This is a genomic window from Streptomyces sp. NPDC003284, from assembly GCF_053589675.1.
In genome coordinates this window covers 75296-92735 of the sequence record NZ_JBSFSI010000029.1, presented here as the reverse complement: position 1 = coordinate 92735, position 17440 = coordinate 75296, and the positions used below count along the sequence as shown (strand labels likewise).

Sequence of the window (17440 nt, the reverse complement as noted above, 5' to 3'; positions counted from 1 at the left end):
ACCACTGTTTACTCCTTCGTTATGTTTGCGGGGGGGGGGGTGGGGGGCGGGGGGGGGGGGCCGCCCCCCCCGCCCGGCACACGCCGCCGGCCGGCTCAGGAACAGCTGCAGTTGCAGCAGTTCGGCGGCGGGGCACAGCAGAAGGACGCGCTCACCTCGGTCATGCCGTGGCCCGCCGTCAGCGACTGGCTGTGCTCGTCCTCGGCCAGCGAGCCGAGGTCGAGGTCCAGCGCGAGGTCGGCGACCGCGTCAGCGAGCGAGGGCGTGCCATTGCTGAACTCGTTCATCAGAACCCTCCTTCCCGATTTGACATGCCGTCAACAATGTGTTGGCGACAACGAGTTGGGACATTAGCGTGGCGGTCCTCCCTTGTGAAGGGGATGGACTAGACCATTTGAATCGGTTAGTGTCGGCCGCCGAGAGGCCACGCATCACGGCTTCCGTCGGCGGCTGCTCGCCCACGGAAGCACCTTCCCGCAGCGGCGTCCCGATGGAGGTGGCGATGAGGCCGAGACTGCTTCCCGACACACATCTGCTGCCCTCCGACCGAGGCGTGGTGATCAGCGGGCCCCGGCACACCGCCGCCTTCGCACTGCCGGGCATGTATCCCTGGCTGGAGCGGCTGCGCCCGTTCCTGGACGGCCGGAGCAGTCTGGACCAGCTCACCGCCGGCCTCGCGCCGCAGGCCGCCCGGCATGTCCGCACACTGGTGGACCTGCTGGTCAGGGAGGGTTTCGCACGGGACGCCGCGCGGGATCTGCCGCACGGACTGAGTCCGGAGGTCCGCGCACGGCACGCCTCGCTGATCGACTTCGTCGCGGCGCGCGCCGACTCGCCCGAGCACCGCTTCGAGCGGTACCGCGACTGCGCCCCCGTGGTGGTCGGTGCGGGGCGGCTGGCCGGTGCCCTCGTTCTCGCCCTGATCGCCTCGGGTGTGGCACACATACGCCTGCACATCGACGAGGCCGCGGACGACGGCACGGCCCGGCTGCGGGACTGCGTCGCGCTGCTGCGCGAGGAGGACCATTCCTTCCGATACGAGGAACTGGACGGCCCTCTCGACCGACTCCCTCCCGACACAGGCGTGTTACTGCTCGGCTCCGATGTGTTCACCCCCGATTCCATGGCGCGGGCCCACACCCTCGCGGAACGCGCCGGAGTCCGGTACGGGCAGGCGGTGGGCCGAGGGGACCACATCGTGATCAGCGCCGTGAGCGAGCCCCGCGGTTCGTCGGAGTCACCACCCCCCGGCGACTCGTCCGACAACGGCGGAACCGCACGGGAGACGACCGCAAGCACCGGCGGCAACACACGGACACGGAAGCCGAGTTCCTACCTCGGCGGCCCGGTCGCCGCACTCGCCGCCGACCAGCTCTGCCTGCACCTGCTGTACCGGACGGCAGGGCTGGACGGCCCGGACCTCGACGGCCGCCCCTCACCGGTCGCCGAGCCGGTGGCACTGGACCTGCGCACCGGCCGCCTCGTCGGCGCGGACGCGGCGTGACCGGCACAGCGAGCGCTGCGCGCCCGGCCGAGGTGACGGTGCCCGACGGCCCGTTCCCCATGGCCCTCTGGTCCGAGGCGGTCTACTCCCGCCGCGCCATCCCGGACACGCTCGCCGCCGGTGCCCCGGTCCCGGGCATGACCGACCCCGGCCAGGACCCGCTTCCCGCCGGTCCCCGCCTGCCGCTGGCGCCGCCACCGCTGCGGCTCCCGCCCTCCCCCGGTTCCCCGGCCGGCCTCGCCGACCCTGCCGTCCTCGCCGCGCTGCTGCACTACTCCTACGGTCTGCTCCAGCACGATCCGACCCCGGGCGGCCGCCCACTGCACCGTGCGGTCGCCTCCGCCCGCTGCCGCTACCCGAGCGAACTGACCCTGGTCACCCCCGAGGCGGCGTACCGCTTCGATCCGCTTCGTCATCAGCTCGTCGGCCTCGGCGTCCCCTCGGCGGCCCGTCGGCCGTTCGCCCCGGGCCCGCCCGCATTCCTCGCGATCACCAGCCGCTTCGCCCGCACCGCGCGCCTCTACGGCGACTACGCGCCGCGCCTGTGCGCCCAGGAAGCGGGGATGCTGCTGGGGGCGGTGCACCTGGTGGCCGCCGCGCTCGGCCTGCCCGCCCGGCCCGGCGCGGACCTGGGGACCCTGCTCGGGCTGTGCGCGAACTGGCTGCCGGAGACCGGTGAACACCCCATGGGGTACGTGGAGTTGGGCCCCGATTCGTCCACCGTTGCCGATCCGGCCACCGTTGCCGATCCGGCCTCCCCGAGGGCCGGTGGCCCGCCCTGGCTGCCGCCCGACCTGGCCTCGGTGCTGCGGGCCCGCCACTCCGGTGCCGCGATCTTCGACCCGGCCCCGGTGGCCGCCCCGGCGCGGTTGCTCACCGACCTCGGCGCCGCCCTCGCCGACGCGCCGTTCGACGACTTCTCCTGCCATCTGCTGGTCAGCCGGGTCACCGGCACCGAGCCGGGGCACCTGGTGCACGACAGCGGACAGACCCGCCGGGTCCAGGACGGCGACCCGCTTCCGCTGCTGGAACAGATCGGGCAGACCGAGGGCCGGGTGTCGATGAACTTCCGCGCCACCGCCTGCACGGCCTACATCGCCGTCCGGCGCGGCGAGGCGGTCGCGAAGTACGGCGCGGACGCGTTCCGCAGGCTGCATCTGACCGCGGGGGCGGTGGCCCACCGGATCTGTGTCGTCGCCGCCCGGCACGGGCTCTCCGCCCGGGTGCACAACGGCTACGACGCCGCCCGCGCCGCACATCTGCTGGGCCTGTCCCCGGACGAGGAGACGGTCCTCTTCCAGGTGGCCCTCGGCACGGCGCGGCCCGGCGCCTCCTTCCGGGTCCCGGTGGTCTTCTGATGAGCGCCGGGACTCCACCCGTCCGCCCCGCCCCCGCGGCCACCTGCCCCGCTCCCGGTCCGCGCCCCGCATCCTCCGCCGACGTCCTCTCCGCCCCCTTCGGCGTACGCGTCGCCGGTCTGCCCGCCACCGCGCTGGACGCCTCCCGCATCCCGCACAGCACCGAACTCGCCGTGCGGATCGCCTCGTTGGACCAGCGGCTCGCCCTCGAAGCGGCGCGCCTCGGCGAGGAACTGCACGGGGTGATCGGTACGGAGGCCGCGCGCCCGTTCAAGGCCCGGCTGGTGGGGCTGCGCCGAGCCGTCCATCAAGGCGCCCGTATCGCCGCGCTGCTGGACAGGGCGGCCCCGGCGCACATCCTCGGCGCCGCCCTCGCCGAGGACCTGCACCGGCACACCGCCCTGCTGGGCACCCGGGACGAACTCCTCGCCGAGCTGGGGCGTCTCCTCCCCGCCGAGACCCGTTCCGCCGCGGCGGCTCTGGCGGGGCTCGTCGAGGACCGGGCGTTCGCCGCCGGTCTCGGGTATGCCAGCGCCGATCTGTACGCGGACGTGCTGCGCTGGCGCGAACGCGCCCGAGCCGGACGGCGGCCACTGGACGGGGCGGCCGTCCGGCTGGCCAAGTACGCGGCCCGCGCGATGGCCAAACCGAGCCCGCTCACCACCTTCGCCGCGAGCGGGTTCGGCCGCTGGGCGGCGGACGCGGACGCCGCGGTACGCCTGGAGAGCACCGTCCGGACCGAGGTGGCCGAAGCCGGTCTGCTGCCGCTGTCCCGGATCGCCGCCGCCCTCGCCCTGCTGCCCGAGCTGGAGGAGGCCGTGGTGCGGGTCAACCCGTGGGCCACCCGGGTACGTTCCCCGGGCGGGGACGAGGAGTGGCTGTTCACCGTGCCGGGCCCGTCCGGTGCCGTACGCTCGCTGCCCGCCACACCGGCGCTGGAGGCGATCCTGGCGGCGGTCCCCGAGGCCGGAAGTCCCCGGCGGCTGCGCGCCCTGCTCGGCGCCCCCGGCCCGACCGGTGGCACCACTGCCCGGCCCGGGGCGGCCACCGCAGACACCGCCGACGCCGCAGACGCCGCAGACGCCGTCGTCGCACAGCTCGTCCGGCTGGGGCTGCTGGAAGTACGCCTCGGCCTCCCGGACCAGGAACTGGACGCGGCCTCGCTCTGCGACTGGCTCGGCAAGCGCCTGCCCGCACCGGCCGACACACAACCGACCGGCGCACAGCCCACCAATACTCAGGCGGCCGACCGCGTCAGGCTCCTGCTCGCCGATCTGCGCGCGGTCCGCGACGCAGCGGACGCCGCCCGCGACGCCGAGCCCGGATCCCACGGACGTCTCGCCGCCACCGTGCACACCCGCACCACGGACGCGGCCCACCGGCTCGGACTGCTCGGTCCGGCCGGGCGACCGGAGCGCGGCACACCGTACTTCCACAACACCGTCGTCACCGGTACCGCCGCCGTCCTCGACCCGGCCGCTTGGCGGACCGCCCTCGCGGATCTCGCCCTGGTGCCCGCCCTGCTCGCCCCCTTCGACACCCTCGCGCCCCGGCGGGAGGCGCTGGGACAGCGCGCCGCGACCGCCTACGGGCCGGGCTTCGTACGGCCGTTGTCCACCTTCCTCAAGGACTTCGGCGCCCACTGGGACCGAGCCGAACCGAACACCCCGGACGCACCGGATTCAGTGTTCGCCACCGCGCGGGACACGCGACGGCAGGACGAACTGCGCCGTCTGATCTCCGATACCGCGCCCGGCCCCGACGGCACGGTCCGGCTCGACCCGCGAGCCGTCCGCGAGCTGTGCGCCGCCTGGCCCGACCCGCACACCTCCGACGACCGCCACACCTGCTACGTCCAGACACTCCCCGGCACAGACACAGACACACACCCGGCCACGAACACGGACACAGGCACTGGTCCCGCGCTGGTGCTCAACACGGTCACCGGCGGCCACGGCACCGGCCGCACCCGGACCGCCCGCCTCCTCGGCGCACCGCGCACGCACCCGGACCCGGCCACGACCCTCACAGCACCCGAGAGCGAACAGAGCGGCATCCTGTACGCCGAGTTCGACGCCGCCTTCGGCAGTGCCCTCAACCAGCGCGCCCCCGCCACCCGGTACGCGATCGACCTCCACGGCTCCACCTCGCACCGGCCCCCCGGCCGGCTGATCCGACCCGCCGACCTGGACGTCGCGCACGACCGGCACACCGGGCACCTGCGCCTCACCCACCGCCCCACCGGCCGCGTCGTACGACCACTGCACCTGGGCCTGCTCGCCACCCCGCTGCTTCCGCTGCCGGCCCGGCTGCTGGTGGAGGTCTTCGGCCCGGCCTCGTACACCTTCTGGTCGGACTGGCCCCAGCTCTGGCAGTTCCTCCAGCCGGACCCGGCCGCCGCTCCGCCCCGCCCCGGCGCGGGGACGGCACCCGGGACGGGCTGGACGAAGATGCCCCGGCTCGCGCTCGGAAGCGTGGTGCTGCGCCGCGCGGCATGGTTCGTCGGCCGGGGACAGGCGCCCGTACGCGCCGCCGGGGAGCAGGACGCCGCCCACCTGGTCCGGGTACACGCCTGGCGCGCCGCCCTCGGCCTGCCCCGGCGCTGCTTCCTGCGCGTGCTCACCCCGCGCCCCGCCGGGGGTTTCGCGGGCCCCGCGCTGCACGACAAGGACCGCAAGCCGGTCTACCTCGACTTCTCCCATCCCCATCTGCTGCGTGTGTTCGAGCGGGCGGCGGCCACGAACCGGCCGCTGCTCCTGACCGAGGCCCTGCCCGACCTCCACGACGCGCCCGCCCACCGGGACGGCCGCCGCCACGCCGCCGAATTCCTGATCGAGCTGCCCGCCACCACGGTCCCGGCGCAACAGGGCCGGTCGGAAACATGCTGACCCCTACCGCCGACGACGCAGACGACGCAGGGTCGACGGACCGATGGGTGAGCGCTCACGTCTTCACCGCCCACCCGCTGGACCTGGTGATACGCGACCTGGTCCGCGAGGTCTCCGGCGAACTGCGCCGACGCGGCCTGATCGACCTGCTCTTCTTCCTCCGCCACTGGCAGGGCGGCCCGCATCTGCGCCTGCGGGTACGCCTCACCGCACCGGCCGCCGAACCCGAGGTGCGCGCCGTGCTGACCGCTCACACCGAGGCGTTCTTCCAAGTCCTGCCCGCCTCGTCGCCGATGACGGAACGTCAGTATTATTCGCTCGCAGCGCAGTTGACCGCGCATGAACCGGAGAGCGAACCCGGAACCCTGGCGCGCAACGACAGCCTGGCGTTCCTCCCCTACCGCCCCGAACACGCCAAGTACGGCCGGGGAACGGCGTTGCGTGCGGCCGAGGAGTCCTTCGGCGTGTGCAGTGAGCTGGCCACCGCCGCCGTGGCCGCCCGCCGGAGCACGGCCCAGCGGATGGCGTACTGCTTCGCCCTGCTGACCGGCACCCTGGACCCGCGCACCGCCCCGCCCGCGCGGCGGCCGGATCCGGCGGTGGCGGCTCAGTACCGGGGCCGACGCGACGCGCTGCTCGGCGTCGCCCGCGCGGCACGGGCGGCGCACGCGGCGGCCCCGGAACAGACCCCCGTGGCACACGAGCGGGCCGCCGCCGACCCGGTGGCCCGCTGGCTCACCGGCTGCCGCCGCGCCCAGCGGGAGGCCGCCGATCCCGCCCGGCTCGCCGGGCACCTGACCCACCTGGCCTGCAACCGCCTGGGCGTACGCCTCGACCAGGAGGCGACCCTGCGCGGCCTGGCCCGGCTCGCCGTTGCGGAACTCACCGGCAGCACCGGTCCCGCATGACCGCGGCCCCCCGCCGGGAAGCCCCGGCCGACCGAGAACCACGAAGGAGGCACTCCCCCATGGCAGGCAACCCGCCGACGGCCGAACCCCAGTGGCGCGCGGCTCATGTCGCGTACTTCGGCGACGACACCGACCAGCTGATCCTGCGGGCCGTACGGCCGGTCATCGAGCGGTGCGCCGCTCACGGCGCCGCGGCCCATGTGCTGCGGCACTGGCGTCGCGGGCCGCATCTGCGCCTGGTGGTCCGGGCCACACCCGCCGTCTTCGCCGAGGTGGTGGAGCCCGCCGTACGCGAACTGATCGGCGGCCATCTGCGGGCACACCCGTCCACGGCGCCCGCGCCCGACGAGGACGCGCTGCTGCCGCTGCACCGCCGCCTGGCCGAGGCCGAACGGGAGACCGGCCCGCTGACTCCCTTCTCCCCGGACAACTCCATCACCTGGGAGGAGCACGACCGCCGGATCGATGTGCTCGGGTGCCCGGTGGGCGCCGATGAACTCGCCCTGTTCTACGAGCGCACCAACGACCTGCTGTTCGAGCACCTGGAGGCCGTCGCCGCCGGTCTGCCGCGCGAGACACTGGCCCTGCGCCTGATGCTCGCCACCGCGCACACGCTGTGCCGGCATCCGCAGGACCCTTCGATCCGGCGCGGGTTCGTCTCCTTCCGCTCGCACGCCGAGGGGTACCTGAGCACGGCCGGTCCGCGGGCGCGGCAGGGCTTCGAGCAGCGCTACGCGGCCAACCGCGCGGTGCTCACCGCGCAGGTGCGTGCCGTGGTCGCGGCCTTCGACCCCGTCCCGCCCGGACCCGTCCCCACCGGACCCGTCCCCACCGGACCCGTCCCGCCCGGCACCGGCCTGCCCTCGACCGATGTGCCCGCGTCCGGTACGTCCGGTGCCGCTGCCCTCGCCGAGCCGGGCGGCGCGGCGACGCTGCACCGCTGGGTGGCCGCGATCGACCCGCTGGGCAGCCGCTGGACCGCGCTCTACGAGGCCGGTGAGATCCCGGAGGCGGAGATACCGGACGACGAGGAGAACGGCATCGGCGGTCTGCTCTCCGCCAGTCCGCTGCACCGGGCGATCAGCGACAGCCCGACGTACAAGCGGATGATGTACCGCGATCCGCGCTTCCTGAGATACCGCCTCATGCTCAACTACACCTATCTCCACCTCTCCCGGCTCGGCCTTCCGGGACTGAGCCGCTATCTGCTCTGCCATCTGGCGGCCGACGCCGTGGAGGAGGTCTACGGGGTCAGCGCGCTCCAACTCGTCCTGGCCACCGCCGAGAACACCGGCACCGCGCGCGGCCCCGAGACCGAGAAGGCCAAGGAGACCGAGCAGAGCGAGGAGAGCGAGGAGAGCGAGGAGACCGGCCAGAGCGGTGGCGGTGCCCCGCGAGCCGTCGCCGTACCCGCGCGGACCCGCGGATGACGGCCCCCGCACCGGCTGCCGGTTCCGGCACCCGTCCCCCGTCCGACGAGACCGGCGGTGCCGCGGCACGCCGCTACCACGCCCGGTACGGCAGTGTGCTGCCCGCCATCGACCCGGCGGCGGGCAGCACCCCGCCCAAGCACCATCCGGGGGCGCGCGTCCTCCCGCTGCCGTATCCGCCCGCCTTCCCGCCCGCTCCCACGGCGGACCGCCCTTCGCCGTCCCCGGACCCGGACCTCGCCCCCGACCCGCGGGATCTGGAACACCTGGGCGCCCTCCTCGCGCTGCTGAACGGCGTCACCCGCGCCGACTGGACGGACGGCCGCGTACGCGCCGGACGTCCGGTGCCGTCCGGTGGCGGCACCTATCCGGGCGAGGTGTACGTGGCGACCTCCTCCGGTCTCTGCCACTACCTGCCGGCGGCGCACGCCCTCGAACTGCTCTCCGAGACCGACCTGCGCGCCGACCTCGCCGGTGCGCTGAGCCCGCCTCCGGCGGCGCCGCCGGAGGTGCTGCTGCTGATCAGCAGCCGGCTGGGGGCGAACCTGGCCCGCTACGGACCGTTCGGCCACCGCCTCCAGGCGCTCGACACGGGTGTGCTGGCCGGGCAGGCGCTCACCCTGCTGGAGTCGGCCGGTGCCGCGCCGACGGCGCACGCGCTGTTCGCGCAGGAGCACGTGGGGCGGCTGCTCGGCCTGGACGCGGAGACGGAACGCGTCCACGCCGTCGTCACCGCCGGGCGGCCGGGCCCCGTGGCGTCCGACGCCGCGTTGCTGAACCGCCGTACGGCCAGGTCCGGTTACGAGCCCGCCCCGGTCCCGCTGGCCCAGGTGCTCGGCGTTCTGGACCGGGCGGCCCGCCCGGTGGCACTGGACCACACCCCGCCCGCCGACTGCGACCTCTACGTGGTGGCCCACCGCGTCACCGGGCTCGCGCCCGGCTGCCACCGCCGCGATCCGCGCACCGGGCGGCTGGTGCCGGTCGCCGACGGCGTCGGCGCGCGGGAGCTGTTCCCGGCGGGCGGTCCGGGCGAGCTGGCCGCCTTCGAAGCCGCCTGCGCGGTGGTGGTGACCGGGAACTACGAGGCGGGCTACCCGGTGTACGGGGACCGCTGGTACCGGATGCTCAATCTGCGGGCGGGCGTCCTCGGCCAGCGCATCGGCCTGGCGACGGCCCGTACCGGACTGGGTGCCGGGCTGCGCTGCGACACCGACACCGGGGCCGCCGACGCCGTCCTGCGCACACCTCCGGACCGTACGACGCTGCTGGCCGCGCTGCTCGGGCCGGAACGCGGCGCGGGCGCGCCCTCCCACCGCCTGCTCCTCGGCCCGGATGTTCCACCGCCTCCCACCGGGTGACCCGGCCCGCCCTCAGCGCATCAGCCGACCGTTCCCCCCTTCCCCAGCCGAGGACACCGTGCTCGCCTCCGACTCCGTTCCCCTTCTGCGTCCCGACGTCTTCCTCACCCCGAGCGGCAGCGGCACCGTGCACGTGCGCTCCAGCCGCGGCACCGATCTGATCGCCGCGCCGGGCATCGCCGCCTGGCTGGACCGGCTCGCACCGTTCCTCGACGGCACCCGTACGGTCGACCAGCTCGTCGGCGGTCTCGACGAGAACCGCCGCACGGTGGTCCTGCGCGTCCTGCGGCTCCTCGACGCGCACGGTCTGCTCGACGAGCGGTCCGCCGCCGGGCCCGACCCGCGCGCCGCCGCCCACGCGAGGATGCGGGTGCTGCTCCTCGGCGCCCCGGAGCACACCCGCGCCCAGGCGGACGCGCTGCGGCTGACCGGCCTGCACACCACCACGGCGGTCGAGGACCTCGACGCGGCCCGGACAGCGGTGGCGGCGGGCGGCCACGACGCGCTGCTGCTGCTCACGGCCGACGCCGACGCGCCGTCCGTCGCCCGGCTCGACGAGGACTGCCGCAGACACGGCCTGTGGTTCGCCGCCGCCGTCCGCGACGCCGCCGCCTGGTGGCTGGGCCCGACCCTCGCCCCCGGCGCGGAGCGTGCGGCGGGCGGCTGGGCGGGTGCCTGGCTGCGGGTCCACGGCACCCGGGCCGCCGACCGCACCGCGGAGCCCCGTACTCCTGTCCCCGGCCCCGCCCCGGGTGCGGAGGCGGCCGCCGTGCTGCTGGCGCACCGGTTCCGGCAGGCCGTCCTGGTCCCTGCCGCGCCGGAACCCCTCGTACGGCTGGACGCCGCCGCGCTCACCACCACCCGGCACCGCTACCGGCCCCATCCGGCCGCGCTCCCGGCCGCACCGCAGTCCGCCGAGACGTTCCTCGCCCGGATCGCGGCCCTGCGCGGCGGCCCGGCGGTCGGCGACGAGGAGTTCTCCCGGCGTGCCGCGGACTGCATCGACCCACGGGCCGGGCTGCTCGCGGAGCTGGACGAGGGCGGGCTGCCACAGTTCCCCCGGCACGCGTCCAGCGCCCTGATACGCGATCCGCACACCGGCCGGGCCGGGCACCGGGTCCACGCCACCGGCCGCGACTTCACCGCCGCACGACTGCGCACCGCGCGACGCGCCCTGCTCCACTACGCTCAACTCGCCCTCGATCCAAGGCGGTTCGTCGGCACTCCCGAGGGGCCCGCGCTATGGGCCTGGTCCCCGGAGGTGGGCACGGCCCGCCTGGTCCCGGCGGCCTCCGTGTCCGCTCAGGCGCCGCGCGTACCGCGCGGACTCGGCGCGGGCGCCACGTTCGACGAGGCGCTGGCGGCGGCGCTGAGCGATCTGCGCGGCCCCGCGCGCGGCGCGCTGGTCGTTCCGCTGGACCACGACCCGGCGGCCACCGACGTCCTGCCCCACCTGCTGAAAGCGGTGCGCTGCGATGACTGAGACCCTGCTGCCCGTCGCCGCGCGACTGCACCACGACGGCGGCCTTGTCGGCGGTGCCCTGGCCCGGCGGCTGACGACCGCGTCCCCGGCAGACGGGTCGGGCATCAGGATCTTCTCCGCCGACACACCTGACGCCCTGTCAGCACTACTTTCCGGTAAGGACGTTGGAGAAGCGCCCTTCCTGCTCGTCGTGGCGGAGCTGGACCGCGTGGTCGTCGGGCCGCTGGTCCGGCCCGGTGTCCCCGGCTGCCACCGGTGCCTCGCGGCCCGGCGCGCCGGGGCGCGGGCCGACGCGGCCGAGGCCGCGGCCCTGGAAGCCGCTCACGGCAGCCGCCTGACCGGCATGGTGTCCCCGCTGCTCACCCCGGCGGCCGCCGATCTCGCCGCGACCCTCGCCCTGCACCGGCTCACCGCAGCGGACGACACCGCTCCCGCCGTCACCATGCTCCGCCTCGCCGATCTGGGGATCAGCCGCCACGCCTTCCGGCCCGATCCGCACTGCGCGCACTGCGGCGGCCTGCCCGACGACTGCGCCGCCGGTGCCGTGATCCCGCGCGTCCCCCGGCCCAAACCGGACCCGGCGGTCCTGCGGGTACGGGACCTGCGTGCCGAGCGGACGGAGCTGGAGGCCCGCTACGCCGACGACGAGACCGGCGTCCTCAAGGGGCTGCGCGCCCGCGGCCTGCACACGCTGCCGTTCGCCGAGGCCAAGGTCGGCCCGCCCGAGTCGGTCGACGGCGGGTACGGCCGCGCCCTCGACTTCCGTACCGCCAGGGTCACCGCGCTCGCCGAGGCGCTGGAGCGGCTGGGCGGGGGCCGTCCGGGGGGACGGCGCACCGTGGTGCGCGGCAGCCACCGCGAACTGGCCGCCCTGCACCCCGGCGGCGTCCTGGACCCGGCGACCACCGGCGCCCACGAACCGCACCGCTACCGGGAGCCGGGCTTCCCCTTCCAGCCGTACCACGCCGATCTCGACCTGCCCTGGGTCTGGGGCTACTCGCTCACCCGGGAGCGCCCGGTCCTGGTCCCCGAGCACCTGGCCTACTACCGGCTGGGACGGCACAGCCCGGGGGACGTCCGGCCGTTCGTCTCCGAGATCTCCAACGGCTGCGCGCTCGGCGGCTGTGTGGAGGAGGCCGCCCTGTACGGTCTGCTGGAACTCGCCGAGCGCGACGCCTTCCTGCTCACCTGGTACGCCCGGCTGCCGGCGCCCGCGCTCGATCTGCGCTCCGCGCGCGACCGGCGGATCGGTCTGCTCGCCGACCGGATCCGCGAGAGCACCGGCTACCGCGTCGAGGTGTTCGACGTGACCGGCGCGGAGGGCATCCCCAGTTTCTGGGCCGCCGCCGTCGACACCCGGCCGGACGCCGGATCCGGTCCGGGGGTGCCGCGTCCGGGCGTGCTGTGCGCCGGGGGTTCGGGGCTCGATCCCGAACGCGGTGTCTTCGGCGCGCTGCACGAGCTGGTCACCGCCGTCGAGGCGTACCGGATGGTCTATCCGCAGCGTGTGGCGGACGCCGCCCGGATGCGCGACGACCCCGAGCAGGTGCGGCTGATGGACGATCACGCGCTGCTGTACTGCGATCCGGTGGCGGCCCGCCGCCTGGACTTCCTGCTCGGTCCGGGCGGCGGGCCGCCCCGGGAGCGCACCGGTCTGCGGGAGCTTACCGACCGCCACGCCTGGCCGCGCCATGCCGATCTGCGCGCGGATCTGGACGAGTTGGTGGGCCGTTTCGCCGCGTCCGGCCTGGAGGCGATCGTCGTCGACCAGACCACCCCGGTGCACGCCGAGGCCGGTCTCTCCTGTGTCAAGACACTCGTCCCGGGCCTGCTGCCGATGACCTTCGGCCATCATCTGCGCCGGATCAGCGGTCTGGACCGTGTGCTGACCGCCCCGCACACCCTCGGCCACACCACCGCGCCGCTCCGCCCCGAGGAGGTCAACCCGCATCCGCACCCGTTCCCGTGACGGCGAGCGCGCGGGCGCGGGCGCACATGTCCCCCGCGCGGGACCGCGGGCCCCGAGCACCGGCCCGCGGGCCCGCGGTCCCGTGCCGTCCGGCGGCGGGTCAGACGACCAGGACGCGCCGTCCGCGGGTGTGCCCGGCCTGGCTGTCAATGTGTGCCGCCGCGGCGTCGCGGAGCGGATACGTCTTCTCGACCGGGATGTGCAGCCGTCCCCGGGAGATGAGGTCCACGGCCTCGGTGAGCGCGTCCGGCACGCTGCCGGCCACGCCGGAGAAGCGGGCTCCGAACTCCGGTGCGCCGAGGTCGGCGATGGAGACGACCTTGTGCGGATCGCCGGTCAGTTCGACGAGTTCACGGATCACACCGGACCCGGCCAGGTCGAGCGCCGCGTCGACGCGGCCGAGCCGCCGCACCCGCTCGGCCCACCCGTCCCCGTACGTCGTGGCGAGGGCGCCCAGGCTCCGCAGATAGTCCTGGTTCGCCGCCCCGGCGGTGCCGATCACGGTGATGCCGCGCTCGCGGGCGATCTGGAGCACCGCCGATCCCACGCCGCCGGACGCGCCGCTGACCAGCAGCGTCTGCCCGGTCCGCACACCGACCTCGCGGATGATGCGCAGCGCGGTCTCGACCACGGAGGGGTATCCGGCCGCCTCCTCGAACGTGAGGCGCTCGGGCATCAGCGCCCAGGCCGACAGCACGGCGAACTCGGCGTAGGTGCTCGACCCTTCGCCGAACACCCGGTCTCCGGCCGCGACCCCTTCGACGCCCTCTCCGACCTCGTCCACCACCCCCGCGGCGTCCAGGCCGACTCCGGCGGGCAACTCGAGGGGATGGGCCGCCAGGATCTGGCCCTCGCGGACACGCCAGTCGACGGGATTCACACCTGCCGCCCGTACGGCGACACGTATCTGGCCTGGGCCCGCGTGGGGCTCCTCGGCGTCCAGGAGGCGCAGCACGTCCGGGCCGCCGAACTCGGCGAAGCTCACTTTCTTCATGCCGCCGAACCTAACACTATCGGTTAGGTTTTAAAAACGGTTAGCCTTTTGCATCCGATAGTGGCACTCGCGGTGCGCACGCTCACCAGCGGACGGCGGTGAAGTCGATGGGGCGGGGCCGCAGCAGCCGGGTGCGCTCGGTGAGGGAGCGCAGCCGCCGGGACATCTCGTCGGCGGGCAGCCGACGGCGGTCACCGTGGCCCGGCAGGACCCACTCGAACCGCAGTTCTCCGGCCACCCTGGCGAGGGAGGCGGCCAGCTCCTCGACCGAGTACCACGTCACGCTCTCCGCGACCTCCAGGTCACCGGTGGTGCGCGACCAGTAGAAGCTGTCCCCGGTGAAGCAGTACCGCCGGTCCGCGAGGTAGAGGACGCTCCCCCGGGTGTGGCCGGGCAGCGGCAGAGCGGTGACGCCCTCGCCGACGTCCACCGCGTCCAGACCGCGGATCACCCGGTCCGCGTCCGGGGCCGCGTCGAGGTCGCCCTCGTGGATCCACAGCCGGGCGCCGAAGTGGTCGGCGTAGTCGCGGCCGTGGGCGGCGTGGTCCCGGTGGGTGAGCAGGACGTCGGTCACGGGTCCTACGGCCGCGTACCGCGCGGCGAGGGCGGGGCTCCAGCGCGGGGTGTCGATCATCATCGCGGTGCCGGACGGCCGCTTGAGCAGGTAGGAGTTGGCTCCCGCGGTGTGCCGGGAGTTGTGGCCGCAGATCAGCACGCCGTCGTCCAGGGCCATCGGGAAGGGGTCGAGCGCGGGGTCCGGCCGTCCGGTCGCCGGGCGCACCGAGCGGGTGGGGCAGGCGAAGGCGGCGGCGTGTAAGCGCCTCGTCTCCGCCTCGTCGCGCGGCGCCCGCAGCATGTGCGAGCGTCCTTGCGACTCGCCGATCAGCTCCGGTGCGAACTGCCGCGCGACATCGCAGTTGGTGCACCGGTCGTCCACGTACCAGCCGTTCATGGCAGGGCTCCTTCCAGCGGGGGCGGCCCCGGCCGGGGCCGCTCTCCAGGGATACGCCACCGGGCGGCGGGACCGGTAGGTCCCGCAGATCTTGCGCTTGGCGACACCACCCTCTCTCACCGCCCGCCGGAAAGAGTGGTTCGTACCCGATTGTCCCGCCCTTCGGGGCGGTCAGGCGTCCCAGGTCCAGTCGGCGACCTCCGGCAGGTCCGTGCCGTGCTCGCGGATCCAGGCGTGGTGGCGCAGCCGCACGTCCTCCATGCGCTGGCGCACGGCGGCGGCGCGCACCGCGAGGCCGGGGACGCGGTCGATGACGTCCATGACGAGGCGGTAGCGGTCGAGGTCGTTGCCGACCACCATGTCGAACGGGGTGGTCGTGGTGCCGATCTCCTTGTAGCCGCGGACGTGCAGGTGCCGGTGGCCCGAGCGGCGGTAGGCCAGACGGTGGATCAGCCACGGGTAGCCGTGGTAGGCGAAGATCACCGGCTTGTCGGCGGTGAACAGGCCGTCGTACTCGAAGTCGTTCATGCCGTGCGGGTGTTCCTCGCTCGGCAGCAGCCGGGCGATGTCCACGACGTTCACCACGCGCACGGCGAGTCCGGGCAGCTCGCGGCGGAGCAACCGGGCCGCGGCCAGCACCTCCTGGGTGGGCACGTCGCCCGCGCAGGCCAGCACGACGTCCGGTTCGCGGGAGCCGTCCTCGGTGCCCGCCCAGTCCCAGACACCGGCTCCGCGCGCGCAGTGCGCCTTCGCCGCTTCCATGGAGAGCCAGTCGAAGCAGGGCTGCTTCCCGGCGACGATCACATTGACGTAGTCGCGGCTGCGCAGGGCGTGGTCGGCCACCGACAGCAGGGTGTTGGCGTCCGGCGGGAAGTAGACGCGTACCGCCTCGGGGCTCTTGTTGAGGATGTGGTCGACGAAGCCGGGGTCCTGGTGGGAGAAGCCGTTGTGGTCCTGGCGCCACACGTGCGAGGTCAGCAGGTAGTTGAGGGAGGCGATGGGCGCGCGCCAGGGCAGCCGTCGGGTGGTGCGCAGCCACTTGATGTGCTGGTTGACCATCGAGTCGACGATGTGCGCGAACGCCTCGTAGCAGGAGAACAGCCCGTGCCGCCCGGTGAGGAGGTAGCCCTCCAGCCAGCCCTGGCAGGTGTGTTCGGACAGGATCTCCATGACCCGGCCGTGCCCGTCGAGGTGTTCGTCCACGTCCAGTGTCCGGGCCTGCCAGGCCTTGCCGCTGGCGTCGTAGACGGCCTGGAGGCGGTTGGAGGCGGTCTCGTCGGGGCCGACGAGGCGGAAGTCGCGGCGGTCGGCGGTCGCGGCCATGACGTCGCGGAGCAGGTCGCCGAGGACGCGGGTCGGTTCGTGCAGGGTCGCGCCGGGCCGGTCGACCGCGACGGCGTGCTTCTCCAGTGGCGGCAGGGGCAGTTCGCGCAGCAGCAGTCCGCCGTTGGCGTGCGGGGTGGCGCCGAGCCGCCGGGTGCCGTGCGGGACGCAGGCCAGGACGTCCGGGCGGGGCGTGCCGTGCTCGTCGAAGAGTTCCCGCGGCCGGTACGAGCGCAGCCACTCCTCCAGTTGCCGCAGATGCGCGGGGTTGTCGCGCACGGCGGCCAGCGGCACCTGGTGGGCGCGCCAGGTGCCCTCCACGGGCAGGCCGTCGACCTCGGCGGGTCCGGTCCAGCCCTTGGGGGTGCGCAGGACGATCACCGGCCAGCGGGGCCGCTCGGTGGCGCCGTCCTCGCGGGCGGCGCGCTGGAGGGCGGTGATCCGGTCGACGGCGGTGTCCGTCGCGGCGGCCAGGGCCCGGTGCACCGCGGCCGGTTCGTCGCCGGTGACATGGATCGGGTCGTGTCCGTAGCCCCTGAGCAGGGCGTCGAGTTCCGCCTCGGGGATCCGGGCGAGCACCGTGGGGTTGGCGATCTTGTAGCCGTTGAGGTGCAGGATCGGGAGCACGGCTCCGTCGTCGACCGGGTCGAGGAACTTGTTCGCGTGCCAGGAGGCGGCCAGCGGTCCGGTCTCCGCCTCGCCGTCGCCGATGACACAGGCCACCAGCAGCCCGGGGTTGTCGAGGGCGGCGCCGTAGGCGTGGGTGAGGGAGTAGCCGAGTTCGCCGCCCTCGTGGATGGAGCCGGGTGTCTCGGGGGCGACATGGCTGGGGACCCCGCCGGGGAAGGAGAACTGCCGGAACAGCCGCTCCATCCCGGCCGCGTCCCGGGTGACGTCCGGGTAGGTCTCCGTGTACGAGCCCTCCAGCCAGGAGTTGGCCAGCACCGCGGGCCCGCCGTGCCCGGGTCCCCAGACGCACAGCGCGTCCAGGTCCCGTGCCTTGATGACGCGGTTGAGGTGGGTGTGGACCAGGTTGAGTCCGGGTGAGGTGCCCCAGTGGCCGAGCAGCCGCGGTTTGATGTGCTCCCGGCGCAGCGGCTCGGTCAGCAACGGGTTGGCGAGGAGGTAGATCTGACCGACCGCCAGGTAGTTGGCGGCCCGCCAGTGGGCGTCCAGTGCCCTGAGTTCCTCCTCCGTCAAGGGGGTGTGCGCCTGCTGTGTGTCGACGGACATCGGGTTCCTTTCCGTGTCGGTGCACGGTCCGGGCGGCGGC

General features: G+C 74.6%; 12 protein-coding genes. 8 read left to right on the top strand and 4 right to left on the bottom strand.

Translation table 11 applies throughout. The features are described 5' to 3' along the window. Positions 1-95: 95 nt before the first annotated feature. Positions 96-287: a thiomuracin/GE37468 family thiazolyl RiPP peptide gene (locus ACWDYF_RS35285; protein WP_018566125.1), complete on the bottom strand. Its 192-nt coding sequence runs from the start codon at positions 285-287 to the stop codon at positions 96-98. Positions 288-502: 215 nt separating this feature from the next. On the opposite strand from ACWDYF_RS35285, the gene ACWDYF_RS35280 reads away from it, so the two are divergent. From ACWDYF_RS35280 to ACWDYF_RS35245, 8 genes are read left to right on the top strand one after another with little or no spacing between them, the layout of a single operon-like run. Then, complete coding sequence (locus ACWDYF_RS35280; protein ID WP_389473633.1) at positions 503-1504, top strand: hypothetical protein; 1002 nt, start codon at positions 503-505, stop codon at positions 1502-1504. Continuing rightward, on the top strand, positions 1501-2862 hold the full coding sequence (locus ACWDYF_RS35275) for a nitroreductase family protein (RefSeq protein WP_389473635.1): 1362 nt from the start codon (positions 1501-1503) through the stop codon (positions 2860-2862). The genes ACWDYF_RS35280 and ACWDYF_RS35275 overlap by 4 nt, the downstream gene beginning before the upstream one ends. Next, positions 2862-5750: a lantibiotic dehydratase gene (locus ACWDYF_RS35270; RefSeq protein WP_389473637.1), complete on the top strand. Its 2889-nt coding sequence runs from the start codon at positions 2862-2864 to the stop codon at positions 5748-5750. Before ACWDYF_RS35275 ends, ACWDYF_RS35270 begins: the two co-directional genes overlap by 1 nt. A gap of 47 nt (positions 5751-5797) precedes the next feature. Next, positions 5798-6658 carry a lantibiotic dehydratase C-terminal domain-containing protein gene (locus tag ACWDYF_RS35265; protein ID WP_389473639.1) on the top strand — a complete coding sequence of 287 codons (861 nt, stop codon included), beginning with the start codon at positions 5798-5800 and terminating at the stop codon, positions 6656-6658. Positions 6659-6717: 59 nt separating this feature from the next. Then, positions 6718-8088: a lantibiotic dehydratase C-terminal domain-containing protein gene (locus ACWDYF_RS35260; RefSeq protein WP_389473641.1), complete on the top strand. Its 1371-nt coding sequence runs from the start codon at positions 6718-6720 to the stop codon at positions 8086-8088. After that, a complete protein-coding gene (locus ACWDYF_RS35255; RefSeq protein WP_389473643.1) occupies positions 8085-9446 on the top strand; it encodes a nitroreductase family protein in 1362 nt (453 codons plus the stop codon). Before ACWDYF_RS35260 ends, ACWDYF_RS35255 begins: the two co-directional genes overlap by 4 nt. Before the next feature lie 58 nt (positions 9447-9504). Further along, positions 9505-10929, top strand: coding sequence for a hypothetical protein (locus ACWDYF_RS35250; RefSeq protein WP_389473645.1), 1425 nt, complete (start codon positions 9505-9507; stop codon positions 10927-10929). Then, a complete protein-coding gene (locus tag ACWDYF_RS35245) occupies positions 10922-12898 on the top strand; it encodes a TOMM precursor leader peptide-binding protein (protein WP_389473647.1) in 1977 nt (658 codons plus the stop codon). Before ACWDYF_RS35250 ends, ACWDYF_RS35245 begins: the two co-directional genes overlap by 8 nt. Before the next feature lie 100 nt (positions 12899-12998). Here the strand turns inward: ACWDYF_RS35245 and ACWDYF_RS35240 are convergent, their stop codons facing one another. The 3 genes from ACWDYF_RS35240 to ACWDYF_RS35230 form a co-directional block, all read right to left on the bottom strand. Then, positions 12999-13892, bottom strand: a complete 894-nt coding sequence (locus tag ACWDYF_RS35240; RefSeq protein WP_389473649.1) for an NADP-dependent oxidoreductase — start codon at positions 13890-13892, stop codon at positions 12999-13001. 82 nt (positions 13893-13974) lie between these two features. Beyond that, on the bottom strand, positions 13975-14844 hold the full coding sequence (locus ACWDYF_RS35235) for an MBL fold metallo-hydrolase (protein ID WP_389473651.1): 870 nt from the start codon (positions 14842-14844) through the stop codon (positions 13975-13977). Between the two features lie 171 nt (positions 14845-15015). Beyond that, positions 15016-17400 carry a phosphoketolase family protein gene (locus ACWDYF_RS35230; protein ID WP_389473653.1) on the bottom strand — a complete coding sequence of 795 codons (2385 nt, stop codon included), beginning with the start codon at positions 17398-17400 and terminating at the stop codon, positions 15016-15018. Positions 17401-17440 lie beyond the last annotated feature (40 nt).

Coding starts and splice junctions, on each gene's coding strand:
- ACWDYF_RS35285 (WP_018566125.1), bottom strand. CDS start 287: ATGAACGAGTTCAGCAATGGCACGCCCTCGCTCGCTGACGCGGTCGCC.
- ACWDYF_RS35280 (WP_389473633.1), top strand. CDS start 503: ATGAGGCCGAGACTGCTTCCCGACACACATCTGCTGCCCTCCGACCGA.
- ACWDYF_RS35270 (WP_389473637.1), top strand. CDS start 2,862: ATGAGCGCCGGGACTCCACCCGTCCGCCCCGCCCCCGCGGCCACCTGC.
- ACWDYF_RS35260 (WP_389473641.1), top strand. CDS start 6,718: ATGGCAGGCAACCCGCCGACGGCCGAACCCCAGTGGCGCGCGGCTCAT.
- ACWDYF_RS35255 (WP_389473643.1), top strand. CDS start 8,085: ATGACGGCCCCCGCACCGGCTGCCGGTTCCGGCACCCGTCCCCCGTCC.
- ACWDYF_RS35245 (WP_389473647.1), top strand. CDS start 10,922: ATGACTGAGACCCTGCTGCCCGTCGCCGCGCGACTGCACCACGACGGC.
- ACWDYF_RS35240 (WP_389473649.1), bottom strand. CDS start 13,892: ATGAAGAAAGTGAGCTTCGCCGAGTTCGGCGGCCCGGACGTGCTGCGC.
- ACWDYF_RS35235 (WP_389473651.1), bottom strand. CDS start 14,844: ATGAACGGCTGGTACGTGGACGACCGGTGCACCAACTGCGATGTCGCG.
- ACWDYF_RS35230 (WP_389473653.1), bottom strand. CDS start 17,400: ATGTCCGTCGACACACAGCAGGCGCACACCCCCTTGACGGAGGAGGAA.